Raw genomic sequence first — 16314 nt, 5'->3', positions numbered from 1 at the left:
GGGCTACCATGCCCCCGTACTCGAGACATCCCCATACTTAAGACGAAAGGAGCATTACCGAATGTCCCTGCTGAACACCGAAGTCAAGCCGTTCAAGGCCACCGCATACCACAACGGCGAGTTCGTCGAGCTGAACGAAGAGCAGCTGAAGGGCCAGTGGAGCATCTTCTTCTTCTACCCGGCCGACTTCACCTTCGTCTGCCCCACCGAGCTGGGCGACCTGCAGGACAACTACGAAGAGTTCAAGAAGCTGGGCGTCGAGATCTACAGCGTCTCCACCGACACCCACTTCACCCACAAGGCGTGGCACGACAGCTCCGAGACCATCGGCAAGCTGACCTACCCGATGCTGGCCGACCCGACCCACACCATCTCGCGCAACTTCGAGGTGCTGATCGAGGAAGACGGCATCGCCGAGCGTGGCACCTTCGTGGTCGACCCCGACGGCAAGATCCAGATCGTCGAGCTGAACGCCGGCAACATCGGCCGTAACGCCGAGGAGCTGCTGCGCAAGGTCAAGGCCGCCCAGTACGTGCGTGCCAACCCCAACGAGGTCTGCCCGGCCAAGTGGGAAGAAGGCGAAGAGACCCTGTCTCCGTCCCTGGACCTGGTCGGCAAGATCTAAGCCGGTCCCTGCCGCGAGGCCCCGCCCCCGGGCCTCGCTGCCCCTGCCCCGGGCACCTTCCCCCGCCCGGGGCCCCTATTCCGACGCACGAGCCCCTCCCGCGCTGCCCGACCGGCAGGGCGCGGCTGCCTCGTGACCCCGAATCCCGAACATGAAAGGAACACGCTGTCATGTTGGACGACAATCTGAAAACTCAGCTCAAGGCCTACCTGGCCAAGGTCACCCAGCCCTTCGAGATCGTTGCGTCCCTCGATGACGGCGCCAAGTCGAAGGAACTGCACGGCCTGCTGACCGATATCGTCGGCCTGACCGATAAGATCACCCTCAAGCTCGATGGCCAGGACGCGCGCCGCCCCTCCTTCGCTATCAATCGCCCCGGTGAGGAGACCGGCGTGGTCTTCGCCGGCCTGCCCATGGGCCACGAGTTCACCTCCCTGGTGCTGGCGCTGCTGCAGGTGGGTGGCCATCCGCCCAAGGCCTCCGATGAGGTGATCGAGCAGATCAAGGGCCTCGAGGGCGAGCTCCACTTCGAGACCTACTTCTCGCTCTCCTGCCAGAACTGCCCGGACGTGGTCCAGGCGCTCAACCTGATGGCGATCCTCAACCCCGATGTCCACCACGTCGCCATCGATGGCGCGCTGTTCAAGGACGAGGTGGAGGAGCGCCAGGTGATGTCGGTGCCCAGCATCTACCTCAACGGCGAGCCCTTCGACCAGGGCCGCATGAGTCTGGAGCAGATACTCGCCAAGGTGGATACCGGCGCCGCCGAGCGCGAGGCCGCCAAGCTCAGCGAGAAGCCGACCTTCGACACCCTGATGATCGGCGGTGGCCCAGCCGGTGCCGCGGCGGCGGTCTATGCCGCACGCAAGGGCATCCGCACGGGTGTTGCCGCCGAGCGCTTCGGCGGCCAGGTACTCGACACCATGGCCATCGAGAACCTCATCTCCGTGCCCCACACCGAGGGCCCCAAGTTGGCCGCGGCGCTGGAGGAGCACGTCAAGGAGTACGAGGTCGACATCATGAACCTGCAGCGGGCGGTCAAGCTGCTGCCCGGCCGGCCCGGCGAGGAGCACGAGGTGCAGTTCGAGTCCGGTGCCAGCCTCAAGGCGAAGACCCTGGTGCTGGCCACCGGCGCCCGCTGGCGCGAGATGGGCGTGCCCGGTGAGGCCGACTACCGCAACAAGGGCGTGGCCTATTGCCCCCACTGCGACGGTCCGCTGTTCAAGGGCAAGCACGTGGCGGTGATCGGCGGCGGCAACTCCGGCGTAGAGGCGGCCATCGACCTGGCCGGCATCGTCGGCCATGTGACCCTGATCGAGTTCATGGACGAGATGCGCGCCGATGCCGTGCTGCAGAAGAAGCTGCGCAGCCTGCCCAATGTCGACATCATCCTCGGTGCCCGCACCACCGAGGTGAACGGCGACGGCAAGCGCGTCACCGGCCTCACCTATGAGGAGCGGGCCAGCGGCGAGGTCAAGAAGATCGATCTGCAGGGCGTCTTCGTGCAGATCGGCCTGGTGCCCAATACCGAGTGGCTCAAGGAGTCGCCCATCGAGCTCTCCGAGCGCGGCGAGATCGTGGTCGATGCCCGCAGCATGACCAGCGTGCCGGGCATCTTCGCCGCCGGCGACGTGACCACCGTGCCCTACAAGCAGATCGTCATCGCCATGGGCGAGGGTTCCAAGGCCGCCCTGGGCGCCTTCGACCACCTGATCCGCAGCTGAGTCGTGTTCGAGTGATCCTGGGCGCCGAGGCGCCCCGACTGACAGCGCCCCCGCCGGTCTTCCCGGCGGGGGCGCTGCAGTGTGTGGGGTCAGTCGATCAGGCCCAGGAAGGGCAGCAGGGTAAGGATCAGGATCAACGCCACCGCCATGGCCACCAGCAGCACGCGCACGGGGTGCTGTCGCAGGCGGCTCCACAGGGTCGGTGCGGCTCCGCGCTCGGCCAGCGCATCGCGCTCCTCACGCATCCGCTCGGCGAGCTCCTGCTGGTAGGCATCCAGCGCCTCCCTGGCCGCCAGGTACTCGTCCGGGTTGCGCAGCCAGATGGCCGCCACCCCCAGGCCCCAGAAGCCGGCCCGACTCTCGAAGATGTCGAAGCCGCGCTCCTCGAGCAGGCGGCGAACCTCCTCGGCCTCTTCCTCGGGTACGTTGCCCAGTCCGAACAGCAGTGTCGCCAAGTCGCTTCCCTCTCTATCTCAGCCGGTGGCGCCGACGCCCGGCCCGCTCAGCGCGACTCGCTGCGGACTTCGGCGCGCTCGATCACCACTGCGCTCTCGGGCACGTTCTGCATCGGGCCGCGATTGCCGGTGGGCACGCGCTTGATGGCGTCCACCACCTCCATGCCCTCGACGACCTGGCCGAACACCGCATAGCCCCAGGTCTGGCCCGACTGCTTGCTGACATGGTCGAGGAAGCCGTTGTCGGCGACGTTGATGAAGAACTGGGCGGTGGCCGAGTGGGGGGCGCCGGTCCGCGCCATGGCCAGGGTGCCGCGGCGGTTCTTGAGGCCATTGTCGGCCTCGTTCTGGATTGGCTCGCGGGTGGATTTCTGGCTGAAGTCGCTATCGAAGCCGCCGCCCTGGATCATGAAGTCGTCGATCACCCGGTGGAAGAGGGTGCCGTCGTAGTGGCCGGACTCGGCGTAGGCGAGGAAGTTCTCGACACTCAGTGGGGCCTGCTCCTCGAAGAGCTCGATGCCGATGGCACCCTCACTGGTATGCAGCACCACATCGGGTTCGGTGGACTGGGCCCAGGTGGGGCTTGCCAGGGTGGCGATCAGCGGGGTGGCGGTGAGCAGGGCAAGGGCGAGACGTCGCATGGGCAGTCCTTCCGGGCAGGTCAGTGGAGTCAGCGCCCAGCATACGGCGCCGGGCGGCGGCTGTCAGCGGGTGCTCGTTTATCCTGAGCTCGAGGAGCGGCAGGCCTTTCGGGCGCGCGCCATCGCCTCGACGGCACCGTCGAGGGCGAAGACCATGAACCAGGGATCGTCGGGACCACGCATCAGGCGCAGCCGCAGCAGCTCGCCCTGGCGCATCTCGTCGAGCAGCAGCGGCTGTTCCGGCAGGTCGAACTGCACATAGAAACCGCTGTCGCCACGTTCGGTGCGAAACTCGGCCTGACCCGAGTGGATCGTGGCCTCGTCGACCCGCAGGTCGGCGGGCACGCGGTTGGCCAGGCGACTCTCGGCCTGGCGTTCGCCGAGGTCGACCCGCATCTCCAGCCAGGGTGCCTCGCAGGCGCCGGGGGTGAAGGTGACGCTGAAGTGGGCGTCGGCGTAGGTGCTGCCCTCCAGGGCGCGGTAGAGGCGCTGCTCGCCGAGGTTCAGAGTCATCGACTGCCAGGCGCCGTGGCGCTCGACCTCGGCGACGTTGAACTGCACCGCGGCAACCGGCCAGGCCAGGGCCAGGCCGACCAGGGCGGCAACGAGATGGGGAAGGCGAGCTGGCATCCTGGGCTCCTGAGGGGACGATGCGCCCGAGGCTAGCATGCCGCCCCCCGTCGCGCAGCTAGGGGCTACTGGGAATGCTGCATACCTTCCATGTCGTCGCCCATCTCCATGGGCATGCCCCCACCGATATCCCCACCCAGCTCGCCGCGGCCCAGGCGACCCAGCAGGTCGATGTCGATCTCGGCGAAGGTGACCAGCTCCCCGCCATGCTCCTCGCGGAACGCCTCGGCATCGGCCTGTTCGGCAAACGAGGCCAGGGTGTGGCCCATGGCACCGCGCTGGTCGTGACCCACCACGTAGATCGCTTCGCTGGCCAGCACGAAGGCCTCGTCGTCGGGGGTGGCCCAGGGCGCGGCGGCGACGTCATGCACATAGGCGTGGGAGACCTGGGCCTCGTTCTCGGGCTGCTTGAGGAAGGCGAACAGGTCCATGGTAGAGCAGAACTTCAGCGCCTCGCCCTGAGCCTCCATGAAGGCCTCGCCCTTGGGGCCGGGGTGCTCACTGATCAGCATGCCGCAGACGTGGCAGCTGTCGCCGGCCTCGATGGGCTGGGCGGCGGCCAGCGCCTCGGGCTCGGACTCGCCGCAGGCGGCGAGCAGCAGGGTGGACATCAGCAGCAGCGGTAGGAGCAGTCGTTTCATGGGGTCTCTCTACGGGAGTGGCTAGGAAAATCGGCAGCGGGTCAGGCGGCGCGGCGTCGGAAGCGCAGCAGCGCCAGGCCCAGGGGCACCAGGATCCAGGCTACCAGGATGGCGGTGACCATGACGGGGCGGAAGGCACTGCCCTCGGCGATGGAGGTCAGCCCGGTATAGCTGCGGGCGGCCTCGAAGCCGGTCAGGTTGATCAGGCGGAAGCATTCGGTGGGGTTGAGCAGCAGCAGCCAGGGCAGCCAGTCGCCGCCCCGCTCGACGCTGACCAGTAAGGCCAGCAGCCCCAGGTCGAAGACCAGCACGAACAGGAACCACACCACCAGCGCCAGGCCGGCGGCGCGGGCCTTCTCGGTGACCCAGACGCTGATCAGATAGGCGAAGGCGATGAACACCCAGCCGAGCAGGATGCTGCTGCCGATCAGCAGGCCCATGCCGGCGGCCAGCTCGGTCAGCGCCACGCCCTCGGCACCCACCGCGATCACCGCGCCGGCGATGCCGAAACCCAGCGCCGTGGCGGCGGCCAGGATCAGGCCGTGGCCGAGGAACTTGCCGAGCAGCAGCTGGGTGCGGCTGATGGGGTAGGTGAGCAGCAGCAGCAGGGTACCCGCCTCCTGTTCGCCGACCACGGCATCGTAGGCCAGCAGCAGGGCGATCAGCGGGATCAGGAATACCGCGAGTGTGGCTAGGCTGACCACGGTGGTGGCCAGCGACGTGAAGCCGAGGCCGCCGCTGGCGGCGGCGCCGAACCAGGCGATACCCACCGCGAGGAAGGCGAGCACCAGGGCGATGGCCAGCACCCAGCGGTTGCGCAGGCCGTCGCGGAACTCCTTGCCGGCGATGGTCAGGATGGCGTTCATTCGGCGTCTCCTCGTTGCGCGGGCGAGAGGCTGGCGGAGAAGTGGGTGTAGAGGTGCTCCAGGGTCGGCGGCAGCAGCTCGATGTCCTCGACCCCGGCGGTGTCGGTGAGTCGGCGCAATACGGCGAGCTTGGCATCCGGCGGTACCGTCAGTGCCACCTCATGGCCGTTGAGGGCGGCGGTCGCGATACGCGGGTCATCCCAGCCGGCCAGGCGCTTGGCGAGGTCGCGATCGCCGGCGTGGCTCCGGGCGCGCACGGTGATCGGCAGCGCGGCCTCCTCGCGCAGCTCCGCCAGGCTGCCTAGCGCCAGGCGCTTGCCGCCGCCGAGAATCAGCGCGCGGTCGATATAGGGCTCCACCCCGGGCAGCACATGGGAGGAGAGCAGCACCGTGCAGCCGCGCTCGCGCAGGCCGCGCACGGTGTCGTAGAAGTCGCGGGTGGCGGCCGGGTCGAGGCCGGTGGTGGGCTCGTCGAGCAGCAGCAGGCGAGGGTCGCCGAGCAGCGCCTGGGCCAGGCCCAGGCGCTGGCGCATGCCCTTGGAGTAGGTCTTCACCCGGCGGTGGGCGGCATGGCCGAGGCCGACCCGCTCCAGCAGCTCGCCCACCTGGCCGTGGTCGACTCGCTTGAGGCGGGCGAAGTAGTCGAGCACCTCCCGGCCGCTCAACTGCTCGTAGAAGCTGACGTTCTCGGGCAGGTAGCCCAGGCGGCGGCGCAGCGTCTCGGCATGGGTGCCGTCGGGGGCGCCGCCGAGGACCGCCACACGCCCTTCGCTTGGCGAGAGCAGCCCGAGGATCAGGTGCATGGTGGTGGTCTTGCCGGCGCCGTTGTGGCCCAGCAGGGCCAGTACCTCGCCCTCGTTCACTCGAAGGTCGAGGGTATCGAGGCGCACCAGGCCGCCGTCGCGGCGGGTGACGCCCTGGAAATCGATTACCGCGGTCATGCGTCGGCGTCTCCCATGTCGGGTCGGTTCAGGTCGGGTTCGTTCATCAGCGGATGGCTGTCCTTGACCCCCTGGGGGCGGAAGACCGGGAACTGGCGCTGCACCCAGCGCAGTGCCAGCACCGCGGGGCTGTGCATCAGCAGCCGCGCCACCGGGTAGCGCCACAGCAGGCGATCCATGGCATCGTTGGGTTCATAGGGAGTGTCGCCCACGCCGTCGCCGTCGAGGTCCCAGCCCAGGTAGTCGCTCCAGTAGTTGCCGCGTCCCGCCTCGGACCACTCCTGGGCCCGGGTGGCCACGTACATCACCTGCTGGCGGTTGTCGACGAAGGCGTTGCCCACCAGCTCGTTGTCCTCGGAGCCGGCGGTGAGATGGATGCCGATATCGCTCCCGGTCAGGCGGTTGGCCTCGAAGCGATTGTACTGGGCGTTGTAGACGAACAGCGCCTTGCCCTCCGCGCCGCTGACCAGCCCCTTGCCCTGGGCATCGCGGCGCTGATAGGCCCCGCTGATGTGGTTGCCGCGCAGCGTCGAGTCGGTGATGTTGTTCATCAGGATGCCGTAGTTGCGATCACCTTCCGAGCGGTTGCCGATCACCTCGAGGCGCTTGGACTGCATCAGCGCGTAGCCGGTGCGGGTATCGCGGGTGGTGTTGCCCTCCACGCGGTTGTCGTAGGCGTACATGTAGTGCACGCCGTAGCGCAGCGCCTGCATATGGTTGCCGCGCAGCAGGCTCTGGCTGGTGGTGTCGATATAGATGCCGTCGCGGGTGTGACGGATGTCGTTGCCCTCTACCCGCACATTGCGGGAGTTGAACAGGTGCACGCCGTTGCCGCGATCCTGGGAGCGCAGCGTGGTGTCGCCGCGGATCACGTTGTCGAGCACCTGGACGTCGCTGACGGCGTCGAGCCAGATGCCGAAGCCGGGGCCTTCGAGGCGTGAGTCGCGGATCACGCTGCCGGCGGCGCTCTCCTCGACGAAGAGGCCGGCATCCATGTCGGTGAGGTTGGTGCCCCAGTTCTCGATGGTCACGCCCTCGATCACGATGTCCGGGGCATCCAGCACCACGGCGTGGCCCTCGCCGCCGCCGTCGATCACTGCACCGCCTTCGCCCGAGAGGGTGAGGGTGCGGTCGATGACCAGGGGGCCGGGGTAGCGTCCTTCAGGCAGGATCAGGCGGTCGCCGCCCTCGGCCCGCTCGATCAGCGGCTGCAGCGGCTCGCCGGGCGTGGCCGTCAGGTCGGCGGCCAGCAGGCCGCCCGGCAGCCACAGGAGCAGCCAGGCGGCAGGAATCAGTCGGGGGACGACGCGAGGCTGTCGTCGGGTCATGCATCTCTCCAGAAAGAAGCGGGGCCGAGCGTCTGCCCGGCCCCGATGGGTGCTATCAGGCCTTCTCGACCAGCATGCGGCCGGTCATCTCCATGTGCATGGCATGACAGAACCACTGGCAGTAGTACCAGTGCACCCCGGGCTTGTCGGCGGTGAAGGTGACGCTGGCGGTCTGCTGCGGGCTGACCTCCATGGCCACGCCGTGGTTGGTCATGGTGAAGCCGTGGGTGACGTCCTCCACCTGGTCGAGGTTGGTGACCACCACCGTGACCTCGTCGCCCTGCTTGACCTTGAACTCGGTGATCCCGAACTGCGGTGCCACCGAGGTCATGTAGACGCGTACCTGGTTACCGTCACGCACGATCTTGTTGTCGGTCTCCAGGGTGACGCCGTCCTCCTTGGCCATGGCCACGGTCTCGGCGAAGAAGGGGTCATCGCGGTCCCAGACCTTCTTGGGGTTGATCTGGTCGGCGCGCACCAGGATGCAATCGTGGGGCTCGGCGAAGGCGGGGCCGTCGTGGACCAGCTTCATCTCCTCGCCGGAGATATCGATCAGCTGGTCGTTCTCCGGGCGCAGCGGGCCCACCGGCAGGAAGCGGTCCTTGGAGAACTTGGAGAGCACCACCAGCCACTTGCCGTCGGCATCCTTGGTCTCGGTGAGACTGGCGTGGTTGTGCCCCGGCTGGTAGTGGACGTCGAGCTTCTGGCGCAGGTAGTTCACCTCCTCGCCGTTGTAGGCGCGGATGGCGTCCTCGATGTTCCACTTGGCGATCTGGCTGTCGATGAACAGGGTGGTGTAGGCATTGCCGCGGCCGTCGAAGGTGGTGTGCAGCGGCCCCAGGCCCAGCTCCGGCTCACCGACCACGGCGTCACGCGGCTCGATGGAATCATCGAACACCTCGGGCAGCTTGTCGATGGCGATGATCGAGCAGGTCGGGGAGAGCTTGCCGTTGGCGATGAAATACTTGCCGTCCGGCGAGGTGTTGAGGCCGTGGGGGTTCTTGGGCACCGGGATGTAGCGGGTCAGCTTGGAGCCCTTGCGGCCGTCGACCACCGGCACTTCGCTGTCGCCCAGAGTCTTGAAGTCGCCGGCTTCCACGGCGGCCTCGATCGCCTCGACGTCGAACACTACCACCCAGTCGCGCTCGGCGCGCATGGTGTCGGCCAGGGTCATGCCCTTCTCGGAGTTGTAGCAGGTCGAGGCCACGAAGCGCCCGGTGTAGTCGGCATCGGTGTTGTCGAGGTTGCCGTCGACGATCACCTGCCAGGCCACCTCCATGCTCTCGGCGTCGATGCCGTTGAACATGGTGTAGTAGCCCTCCGGGTTCTCCATGCCGCGGCCGTCGTTGACGATGTCGTCGTCGTGATGGGGGATGGGGAACTCGGCGTTGGCGAACACGTACTTGGTGTGCGGCACCTTCTGCAGGCGCAGGCCGTGGATCGCCTGGACGTTAGGCACGGTGGTGATCTTGTCCGTCTTCATGATGTCGAGACGGATGCGCGCCACCCGGGTGTTGGCCTTGTCGTTGATGAACAGATACTTGCCGTCGTAGCTGCCATCGGTCATGGAGATGTGCGGGTGGTGGGAGTCACCGTTGAGAAACTTGACCGAGTCGCCGAGGATGCGCCTGGACTCGTTGGTGATCCCCCAGCCGGTGGCCCCCTCCTGGTTGAACACCGGGATGCGCATCAGCTCGCGCATGGAGGGGATGCCCAGTACGCGTACCTCGCCGGACTGGCCGCCGCTCCAGAAGCCGTAGTACTCGTCGAGCTCGCCCGGGGCGACCTCGATGCCGCTCTCGCCGGCGGCCTGGGCCTTGCCGCTGCCGCCGAGCAGGGTGCCGGCGCCGAAGCCACCGGCCAGGCCCGCCCCGGCCACGCCGGTCACCGCGCTATTGCGCAGGAAGTGGCGGCGTCCGAGATTCTCGATCGTTTTCTTCTTGTCACTCATGGTTCACTCCTCCTGGTAGGTCGGAATCCGCTGCAGCCGTGCGCTGGCGGGGTCATGGGTCTCGACGCCTCCCTTGCCACGGGAGAGCCGCGACGCCTTCTCGAAGCGCTTGCGCCGCTTGATCATCGGCGGACAGCGCTTGTCGTCGTGGTAGGTGATCTGGCAGTCGAGACAGTAGTGGCACTCGTTGGCATTGATGCGACCATCCGGGTGGATGGCGGCCACTTCGCATTCGTTGGCGCAGATCTGGCACGGGGTGCCGCAGTCACCGCGGTGCCGCTTCAGCCAGTCGAACAGGCGCAGGCGGGCGGGGATCGCCAGGCCGGCGCCCAGCGGGCAGACGTAACGGCAGTAGAACTTGTGGTTGACGGCGGAGATCGCCACCAGCACCAGGGCGTAGAGCAGGAAGCCCCACTCGCGCTGGAAGCGCAGGGTGATGGCGGTCTTGAAGGGCTCCACCTCGGCATAGCGCTCGGCGGTGCCCAGCGAGTGCAGCGAGACTGCGAACAGCCCCAGCAGGATGATGTACTTCAGTGCCCAGAGCCGCTCGTGGAGGCCGAAGGGCGGCTCGTACTGCTTCACGCCGAGCTTGCGGGCAGCCTTGTTGACCAGGTCCTGGAGGGCGCCGAAGGGGCACAGCCAGCCGCAGAACACGCCGCGGCCCCACAGCAGCAGGCTCACCGCCACGAAGGACCAGAGGATGAACATCATCGGGTCGATCAGGAAGGAGCCCCAGCTGAAGTCGGTGATCAGGGCGTTGGTGAAGGTCAGGATATTGACCACCGAGAGCTGGGCCAGGGAGTACCAGCCGATGAACACCAGGGTGTAGACCAGGAAACCCAGGCGCAGCGGGCGCAGGATGCGCGGATGCTTCACCAGCACGTCCTGGAACAGCATGATGCCGGTGAGCACGATCAGGCCGGCAGCGAGCACGGCGATCTGGAAGGCCTTGTCCTTCCACACCTCGACCCAGATCGGCACCTCCTTGGGCGGCTCGGGACGCTCGATATACGCCTCGGGCACGCTGTAGTCGGCGCTGAAGCGGCTGAACTCGGTGTCCAGGGGGCCGGAGGCGCGGCGCACCAGCAGCTCCAGCTGCCACGGCTGGCCGGGATCGAAGGCGGCCGCATCGCGAATGATGAAGATATCGCGCTCGTCGAAGGGCGGGGCGCCCTCGATGCCGAGGTTGCCCAGGCGGATATGGTCGCGGTCGTGGAAGCTCACGGTGTTGCCGTTCTGGGAGAGCTCGATGCGGTCGAAGATGCCCCCGCGCACGTAGCCGGAGCCCTTGAATGAATAGTCGCCGCGTCCCATCACCGCGATGGCATGCTCGCCCTCGTCGAGCCGCTCCATCAGCTGCTCGTAGCCGGTGTCGCCGAGCAGGTTGCGCCCGGCGGTGGGCGGGTTCAGGTAGGTGTAGAAGAGCTCGATGAAGGTGCGCTCCGCCGGCTGCGGCGTATGCATGTAATCCTCGGCCGGGGTGCCCACGAAGGAGTCGTCCACCTCGCCATGGGTCAGGTGCAGGCGGCGGATGGTGCCGTCGCCGGTGAGCGTCGACCAGTCCGCCGCCTCGAAGACATCCTCGCGCACCGTTGCCGCCGGGGCGGCGGAGGGGTCGGCGATCAGCCCCTGCTCGGCGGCGACCAGGCGGGCGGCGCGCATCACGGTGTCGCTGACCACGATGACGGTCACGGTGGCACCGGAGATGGCGTCGAGGTTGCCACCTACCTTCATGCGGTCGTTGACGTGGGCGCCGACGTGGTCGTCGGCGAAATCCTCGAGCTTCTGCTCGGGAATGCCCACCAGCATGATGGGCTCCTCGTGGCTGATCACGTCGGCCTGGACGATGTTCCCCTCGAGGTCGAAGGCCACCCGCATGTTGACCGGCTTGCCGGAGTAGGCGGGAATCGGCGCCATCTCGACGCTCTCGAAGGCGTAACCGAGCAGTTCGTCGCCGGCCATGACCCGGCTGACCGGCCACTGGGAGTCGGCAGGCTCCAGGCGGTCCGCCGTGGGGAAGCCTTCGCGCACCTGCTCCGGCTCCATGGCGTGCAGCGGCAGGGAAACCAGCAGGAAAATAAGCGTCAGCAGCAGGCCGACAAAGCCAGCCGGCCGAAGGGATGATTCGGGCATGGGGAGGTCCTTGGGGGCGTGAGCCTAGGCGGCACGGGCGGCATCCCGGCCGCCACCCATATGCAGCAGGGCCGGCGCTGTGCCGGCCCGAGCCGTCATTGCTGACTGGCGGTCATTCCTGGCTTGAATAGTAGGCGGCGATGTCGGCGATATCCTCATCGGAGAGGCCCTGGGCCATGGGCGTCATCAGCATGGCATTGCCGCCCTGGCGCTGGCTGTCACGATAGGCCTTGAGGGCGCCCTCCAGATAGGTGGCGGACTGGCCGTTGAGGTTCGGGTAGATGGGGGCCAGGCCCTTGCCGTCGGTGCCGTGGCAGGCCACGCAGGTGCCGATCTTGTCCGCACCGGCCTCGGCGTCACCCGCGGCCTGGGCATCCATGGCCAGGAGGGTGCCACCCAGCATGGCGGCTGCGAGAATCAGTTTCATAAGGAACCTCCGGAATGCATCTTAAATTGCCTAGAAAAGCCCGGTTGCGACAATCGACCTCACCGGGCAGCTGTTGCCATCATGCCAGGCAACGTGCATGCGCGGCTTGACGTGGGTCATCTACAGCCTAGACACATGTGCCCAAAAGGCAATAGCAAAGCCTAATAGAGCACAGCGGCCGCGCCGGGGAGGGGATTGTGCGGCGAGCGCAAGTCGGGGTAATTCAAGAACATACGCGGGGTCAGGCGGCGGGCGGAGTCTCGTCCAGCTGCAGCAGTTGGATCAGCGGCTGGCGTCGTGCGCCCAGCAGATCCTCCAGCGTGTAGCCGTCGAGTACCGCCAGGAAGGCGTCGAGGGCCTCGGTGAGGATATGCTTGAGCCGGCAGGCCGGGGTGATAACGCACTCGTTGCCGTCGCCGAAGCACTCGACCAGGGCCAGGTCACGCTCGGTGCGACGTATCAGTTCGCCGAGAACGATGGTGTCCGGTTCGCGCCGCAGCAGCAGGCCGCCGTTCTTGCCACGGATGGAGGTGATATAGCCGTGGTGGCTGAGGTCCTGGACCACCTTCATCAGGTGGTTGCGCGAGATGTCGAAACGTTCGGCGATCTCGGTGATGGTGGAGCGACGCTCGCCCTTGACCGCCAGGTAGAGCAGCACACGCAGCGAGTAGTCGGTAAAGCGAGTCAGGTGCATGGGTAAAAGCGTCGCCTCTTGGTGTCGTGGAGCGGATCAGCGCCGGGCCCAGCTGTGGGGCGCCTCGCTGACATGCCGGACGGTATCGCTGGGGCGGCTCAGCACATAGCCCGCCACCCCGATAAACAGAATGGCCGTGGCCACCAGCCCCAGGGAGGGCACGCCACTGGCCCACAGCATCGCCCAGCTGGCCGCCAGCAACAGCGGTGCCAACACCTTGGCGCGTCGCGGTATGGCGCGTCGCTCGCGCCACGCCAGCAGGCTGGGGCCGAAGCGCGGATGGTCATGCAGCCAGCGTGCCAGCCGTGGTGACCCCTTGGGTGCCGCCCAGGCCGCCAGCAGCAGGAAGGGGGTGGTCGGCAGCAGCGGCAGTACCATTCCGGCGGTGCCGAGCCCGATACAGCCATAGGTGAGGCCGCACCAGGCGAGACGCGAGGCGGATCCTGACATGTGGTGACCTCCCGTGCTCGAGGGCGTAGACTGTTAAGTGGCAAATTACATGCATCTTAGCACTGCGGGAAAGGTGGGAGTTTGCGCCATGTCAACGAAAGCCGACATCTCACACCCCACGCTGCCGGCCTGGCGGCTGTTCTTTCCCCTGGCGGCGGTACACGCGGCGGTGATGGTGCCGCTGTCACTGCTGGCATTCTACCATGCGGCCCCCCTGGGATTGATCGACTCCCCTGCGGCACACGGTCGCGAACTGCTGTTCGGTTTCGCCCTGGCGGTGATCGCCGGCTACCTGCTGGGGCCGCTGCCACGACGCTGGCTGCTGGGGCTGGCGTCGCTGTGGCTTGCCGCGCGGGGCGGCGGGCTGGCCTGGCCCCAGGCGCTGCCCGTGCTGCTGGCCGATGGCCTGTTCGCCGCGTTGCTCGCCTGGCGGCTGGTGCCGCGCTTCCTGGCCGCCAAGAAGTGGCGCAACCGGCTGCTCTCGCCGCTGCTGGGCCTGCTCTGCCTGCTCGCCATTGTCAGCCTGGTTGGGCGCCTGGTGCAGCACGGCATGCTGAGCCCTGCACTGATGCGCCACGCCGTGCTCTGGCTGGTGCTGCTGATGACCTTCATGGGGGGGCGCGTGCTGGCGCCGGCGATCAATGGCCACCTGATGGCCAGCCGGCGCCAGGCCGGGGCCGGAGTCCAGCCGCGCCTGGAGGCGGTGCTGATCGTGCTGCTGGGCGCGACTCCGCTGCTCGCCCCCTGGTCAGCCACGGCAAGCCTGGCAGCGCCCCTGACGGCGGCGGCGGGGCTGCTGGTGCTGTGGCGGCTCTGGCGCTGGCGCCCCTGGGCCTGCCGGCAGCGCCCCGACCTGCTCGGCCTGCTGCTGGGGTATGCCTGGCTGGGGTTCGGGCTGCTGCTGGCGGCGCGTGTCCTGTGGCTGGGCCAGCCGCTGGGTGGTGTGCTGCACGCCTTTACCGTGGGGGCACTGGGCACCCTGGCCAGCGGCATCATGCTGCGTCAGGCCATTCTCCGGGCCAAGGGGTGGCCCGAGCGAGAGCCGCTGCTGTTGCCGCTGGCACTGCTCTTCACCGTGGCCGCCGTGCTGCGCATGGTGGCCTATCCGGCCGGCGCCGCCTGGCTGCCCCTGCTGTGGGCTTCCGCCCTGGCCTGGAGCCTGGCCTGGCTGCTCACCGCCTGGCGACTGCTTGGCTGGTCACGACGCGTGCCGAGTCGCACGAGGATTTGACCGGCGTCAACTACCACCACAAGGGTACCGACGCGCCGGCCCCAGGCTGGCATACTGCCCAGCATTCGGCAGCGCCGCGGCGCTGCCAGAGCTTTCAACGAGGCCGTTTGATCATGCAAGACCATCTGCTCTTCAATCGCCCGCTGGTCGAGAAGTACGACCGCCCCGGGCCGCGCTACACCTCCTATCCCACGGCGCCCCAGTTCCATGCGGCCTTCGCCGAGGATGACTATCGTGCGGCGGCCGAGCGCAGCAACCGCGCCGAGACCCCCAAGCCGCTGTCGGTCTATGTGCATATCCCCTTCTGCAAGAGCCTCTGCTACTACTGCGCCTGCAACAAGATCATTACCCACAACACCGAGCGTGCCGCGGAGTACCTGGCCTGGCTCCAGCAGGAGATCCGTGTGCAGGGGGCGCTGTTCGACGAGACCCGGCGCATGACCCAGCTGCACCTGGGCGGCGGCACCCCGACCTACCTGAGCAATACCCAGCTCGGCGAGCTGATGGCGAGCCTCGATGACGCCTTCCACTTCGCGCCGCCCGAGGAGCGCGAGTTCTCGCTGGAGGTGGACCCGCGCACCGTGACCCCCGAGCAGATCCATGAGCTGCATGCGCTGGGCTTCAACCGCCTGAGCTTCGGGGTGCAGGACTTCGACCCCGACGTGCAGAAGGCGGTCAACCGCGTGCAGAGCGAGGAGGATGTCATCTCCCTCGTCCACGCCGCCCGCGACGCGGGCTTCGAGTCGGTGAGCGTCGATCTCATCTACGGCCTGCCGCTTCAGACGGTGGCCAGCTTCGACACCACCCTGGACAAGATCATCGCCCTGCGCCCGGACCGCATCGCCACCTACAGCTATGCCCACCTGCCGGAACTGTTCAAGGCCCAGCGCCTGATCCGCCCCGAGGACATGCCGCCCCCCGAGCGCAAGCTGGAACTGCTGGAGCTGACCATTCGCCGCCTCACCGAGGCCGGCTACGTGTACATCGGCATGGACCACTTCGCCCTGCCCGAGGACGAGCTGACCCTGGCCCGCGAGAATGGCACCCTGCAGCGCAACTTCCAGGGCTACTCCACCCATGCCGACTGCGACATGATCGGCCTGGGCATCACCTCCATCGGCAAGGTAGGTGACACCTACAGCCAGAACGTCAAGGAGACCGCCCAGTACCAGCATCGCCTGCAGGAGGGCCGCCTGGGGGTGTTCCGTGGCTACCGGCTCAGCGACGACGATCGCCTGCGTCGCGACGTGATCAACGCCCTGATGTGCCATAACCGCATCGACTTCGCCGTCATCGAGGCGGAGCATGGCATCGTCTTCCGTGACTACTTCGCCGATGCCCTGGAGGAGCTTCAGGAGATGGCCGACGACGGCCTGCTGGCGATCCGCGATGCCGAGATCGAGGTGCTGCCCGCCGGTCGGCTGATGATGCGCAACGCCGCCATGGCCTTCGACGCCTACCTGGCCCACAGCAAGGGGCGCTATTCGCGCACGGTGTAGAACGAAAAAGGCCACCCTCGGTGAGGGTGGCGCAAGACCGTGACTAGCAATGAGGAGGGAGAAACCAGGCCAGGAGAC

16 protein-coding genes are annotated in these 16314 nt (G+C 67.5%); 4 read left to right on the top strand and 12 right to left on the bottom strand.

Annotated features, from left to right (window positions below):
* The first annotated feature begins 61 nt into the window (after positions 1 to 61).
* Both ahpC and ahpF read left to right on the top strand, forming a co-directional pair.
* Complete coding sequence (gene ahpC, locus ACJ7IV_RS15855) at positions 62 to 625, top strand: alkyl hydroperoxide reductase subunit C (protein WP_161431864.1); 564 nt, start codon at positions 62 to 64, stop codon at positions 623 to 625.
* Between the two features lie 170 nt (positions 626 to 795).
* The gene (gene ahpF / locus ACJ7IV_RS15850) at positions 796 to 2349 is read left to right on the top strand and encodes an alkyl hydroperoxide reductase subunit F (protein WP_483865189.1); all 1554 of its coding nucleotides are present in this window, start codon (positions 796 to 798) and stop codon (positions 2347 to 2349) included.
* Between the two features lie 89 nt (positions 2350 to 2438).
* Here the strand turns inward: ahpF and ACJ7IV_RS15845 are convergent, their stop codons facing one another.
* The 12 genes from ACJ7IV_RS15845 to ACJ7IV_RS15790 all read right to left on the bottom strand — a co-directional run bounded on the left by ACJ7IV_RS15845 (position 2439) and on the right by ACJ7IV_RS15790 (position 13506).
* Positions 2439 to 2804: a DUF6164 family protein gene (locus tag ACJ7IV_RS15845; protein WP_483865188.1), complete on the bottom strand. Its 366-nt coding sequence runs from the start codon at positions 2802 to 2804 to the stop codon at positions 2439 to 2441.
* 47 nt (positions 2805 to 2851) lie between these two features.
* Positions 2852 to 3445, bottom strand: a complete 594-nt coding sequence (locus ACJ7IV_RS15840) for a peptidylprolyl isomerase (RefSeq protein WP_483865187.1) — start codon at positions 3443 to 3445, stop codon at positions 2852 to 2854.
* 78 nt (positions 3446 to 3523) lie between these two features.
* A complete protein-coding gene (locus ACJ7IV_RS15835) occupies positions 3524 to 4075 on the bottom strand; it encodes a hypothetical protein (RefSeq protein ID WP_483865186.1) in 552 nt (183 codons plus the stop codon).
* 65 nt (positions 4076 to 4140) lie between these two features.
* Positions 4141 to 4716 (bottom strand): nitrous oxide reductase accessory protein NosL, encoded by a 576-nt coding sequence (locus tag ACJ7IV_RS15830; RefSeq protein ID WP_483865185.1) that lies wholly within the window; start codon positions 4714 to 4716, stop codon positions 4141 to 4143.
* 41 nt (positions 4717 to 4757) lie between these two features.
* Positions 4758 to 5582, bottom strand: coding sequence for an ABC transporter permease (locus ACJ7IV_RS15825; protein ID WP_483865184.1), 825 nt, complete (start codon positions 5580 to 5582; stop codon positions 4758 to 4760).
* Positions 5579 to 6523, bottom strand: coding sequence for an ABC transporter ATP-binding protein (locus ACJ7IV_RS15820; RefSeq protein ID WP_483865183.1), 945 nt, complete (start codon positions 6521 to 6523; stop codon positions 5579 to 5581). Before ACJ7IV_RS15820 ends, ACJ7IV_RS15825 begins: the two co-directional genes overlap by 4 nt.
* The gene (locus ACJ7IV_RS15815) at positions 6520 to 7851 is read right to left on the bottom strand and encodes a nitrous oxide reductase family maturation protein NosD (protein ID WP_483865182.1); all 1332 of its coding nucleotides are present in this window, start codon (positions 7849 to 7851) and stop codon (positions 6520 to 6522) included. The genes ACJ7IV_RS15820 and ACJ7IV_RS15815 overlap by 4 nt, the downstream gene beginning before the upstream one ends.
* 55 nt (positions 7852 to 7906) lie before the next feature.
* The gene (gene nosZ, locus ACJ7IV_RS15810) at positions 7907 to 9802 is read right to left on the bottom strand and encodes a TAT-dependent nitrous-oxide reductase (protein WP_483865181.1); all 1896 of its coding nucleotides are present in this window, start codon (positions 9800 to 9802) and stop codon (positions 7907 to 7909) included.
* Positions 9803 to 9805: 3 nt separating this feature from the next.
* Positions 9806 to 11935: a transcriptional regulator NosR gene (nosR, locus tag ACJ7IV_RS15805; protein WP_483865180.1), complete on the bottom strand. Its 2130-nt coding sequence runs from the start codon at positions 11933 to 11935 to the stop codon at positions 9806 to 9808.
* 112 nt (positions 11936 to 12047) lie between these two features.
* On the bottom strand, positions 12048 to 12362 hold the full coding sequence (locus ACJ7IV_RS15800; RefSeq protein WP_483865179.1) for a c-type cytochrome: 315 nt from the start codon (positions 12360 to 12362) through the stop codon (positions 12048 to 12050).
* Between the two features lie 241 nt (positions 12363 to 12603).
* On the bottom strand, positions 12604 to 13056 hold the full coding sequence (locus ACJ7IV_RS15795; protein ID WP_483865178.1) for an Rrf2 family transcriptional regulator: 453 nt from the start codon (positions 13054 to 13056) through the stop codon (positions 12604 to 12606).
* Positions 13057 to 13092: 36 nt separating this feature from the next.
* Complete coding sequence (locus tag ACJ7IV_RS15790) at positions 13093 to 13506, bottom strand: YbaN family protein (protein WP_483865177.1); 414 nt, start codon at positions 13504 to 13506, stop codon at positions 13093 to 13095.
* A gap of 88 nt (positions 13507 to 13594) precedes the next feature.
* Between ACJ7IV_RS15790 and ACJ7IV_RS15785 the strand changes: the two genes are divergently transcribed.
* Both ACJ7IV_RS15785 and hemN read left to right on the top strand, forming a co-directional pair.
* Positions 13595 to 14737, top strand: coding sequence for an NnrS family protein (locus tag ACJ7IV_RS15785; protein WP_483865176.1), 1143 nt, complete (start codon positions 13595 to 13597; stop codon positions 14735 to 14737).
* Positions 14738 to 14850: 113 nt separating this feature from the next.
* The gene (hemN, locus tag ACJ7IV_RS15780) at positions 14851 to 16236 is read left to right on the top strand and encodes an oxygen-independent coproporphyrinogen III oxidase (RefSeq protein ID WP_161431850.1); all 1386 of its coding nucleotides are present in this window, start codon (positions 14851 to 14853) and stop codon (positions 16234 to 16236) included.
* Positions 16237 to 16314: the final 78 nt, after the last annotated feature.

It is taken from the genome of Halomonas sp. C10-5, from assembly GCF_057169305.1.
Note: the sequence above shows the minus strand (reverse complement) of the source record. Positions and strands in the feature narration are given on the sequence as shown.

Bases quoted from the DNA above. Each gene is read 5' to 3' on its own strand.
- ahpC (WP_161431864.1), top strand. From the start codon at position 62: ATGTCCCTGCTGAACACCGAAGTCAAGCCGTTCAAGGCCACCGCATAC.
- ahpF (WP_483865189.1), top strand. From the start codon at position 796: ATGTTGGACGACAATCTGAAAACTCAGCTCAAGGCCTACCTGGCCAAG.
- ACJ7IV_RS15840 (WP_483865187.1), bottom strand. From the start codon at position 3,445: ATGCGACGTCTCGCCCTTGCCCTGCTCACCGCCACCCCGCTGATCGCC.
- ACJ7IV_RS15835 (WP_483865186.1), bottom strand. From the start codon at position 4,075: ATGCCAGCTCGCCTTCCCCATCTCGTTGCCGCCCTGGTCGGCCTGGCC.
- ACJ7IV_RS15830 (WP_483865185.1), bottom strand. From the start codon at position 4,716: ATGAAACGACTGCTCCTACCGCTGCTGCTGATGTCCACCCTGCTGCTC.
- ACJ7IV_RS15825 (WP_483865184.1), bottom strand. From the start codon at position 5,582: ATGAACGCCATCCTGACCATCGCCGGCAAGGAGTTCCGCGACGGCCTG.
- ACJ7IV_RS15820 (WP_483865183.1), bottom strand. From the start codon at position 6,523: ATGACCGCGGTAATCGATTTCCAGGGCGTCACCCGCCGCGACGGCGGC.
- ACJ7IV_RS15815 (WP_483865182.1), bottom strand. From the start codon at position 7,851: ATGACCCGACGACAGCCTCGCGTCGTCCCCCGACTGATTCCTGCCGCC.
- nosZ (WP_483865181.1), bottom strand. From the start codon at position 9,802: ATGAGTGACAAGAAGAAAACGATCGAGAATCTCGGACGCCGCCACTTC.
- nosR (WP_483865180.1), bottom strand. From the start codon at position 11,935: ATGCCCGAATCATCCCTTCGGCCGGCTGGCTTTGTCGGCCTGCTGCTG.
- ACJ7IV_RS15800 (WP_483865179.1), bottom strand. From the start codon at position 12,362: ATGAAACTGATTCTCGCAGCCGCCATGCTGGGTGGCACCCTCCTGGCC.
- ACJ7IV_RS15795 (WP_483865178.1), bottom strand. From the start codon at position 13,056: ATGCACCTGACTCGCTTTACCGACTACTCGCTGCGTGTGCTGCTCTAC.
- ACJ7IV_RS15790 (WP_483865177.1), bottom strand. From the start codon at position 13,506: ATGTCAGGATCCGCCTCGCGTCTCGCCTGGTGCGGCCTCACCTATGGC.
- ACJ7IV_RS15785 (WP_483865176.1), top strand. From the start codon at position 13,595: ATGTCAACGAAAGCCGACATCTCACACCCCACGCTGCCGGCCTGGCGG.
- hemN (WP_161431850.1), top strand. From the start codon at position 14,851: ATGCAAGACCATCTGCTCTTCAATCGCCCGCTGGTCGAGAAGTACGAC.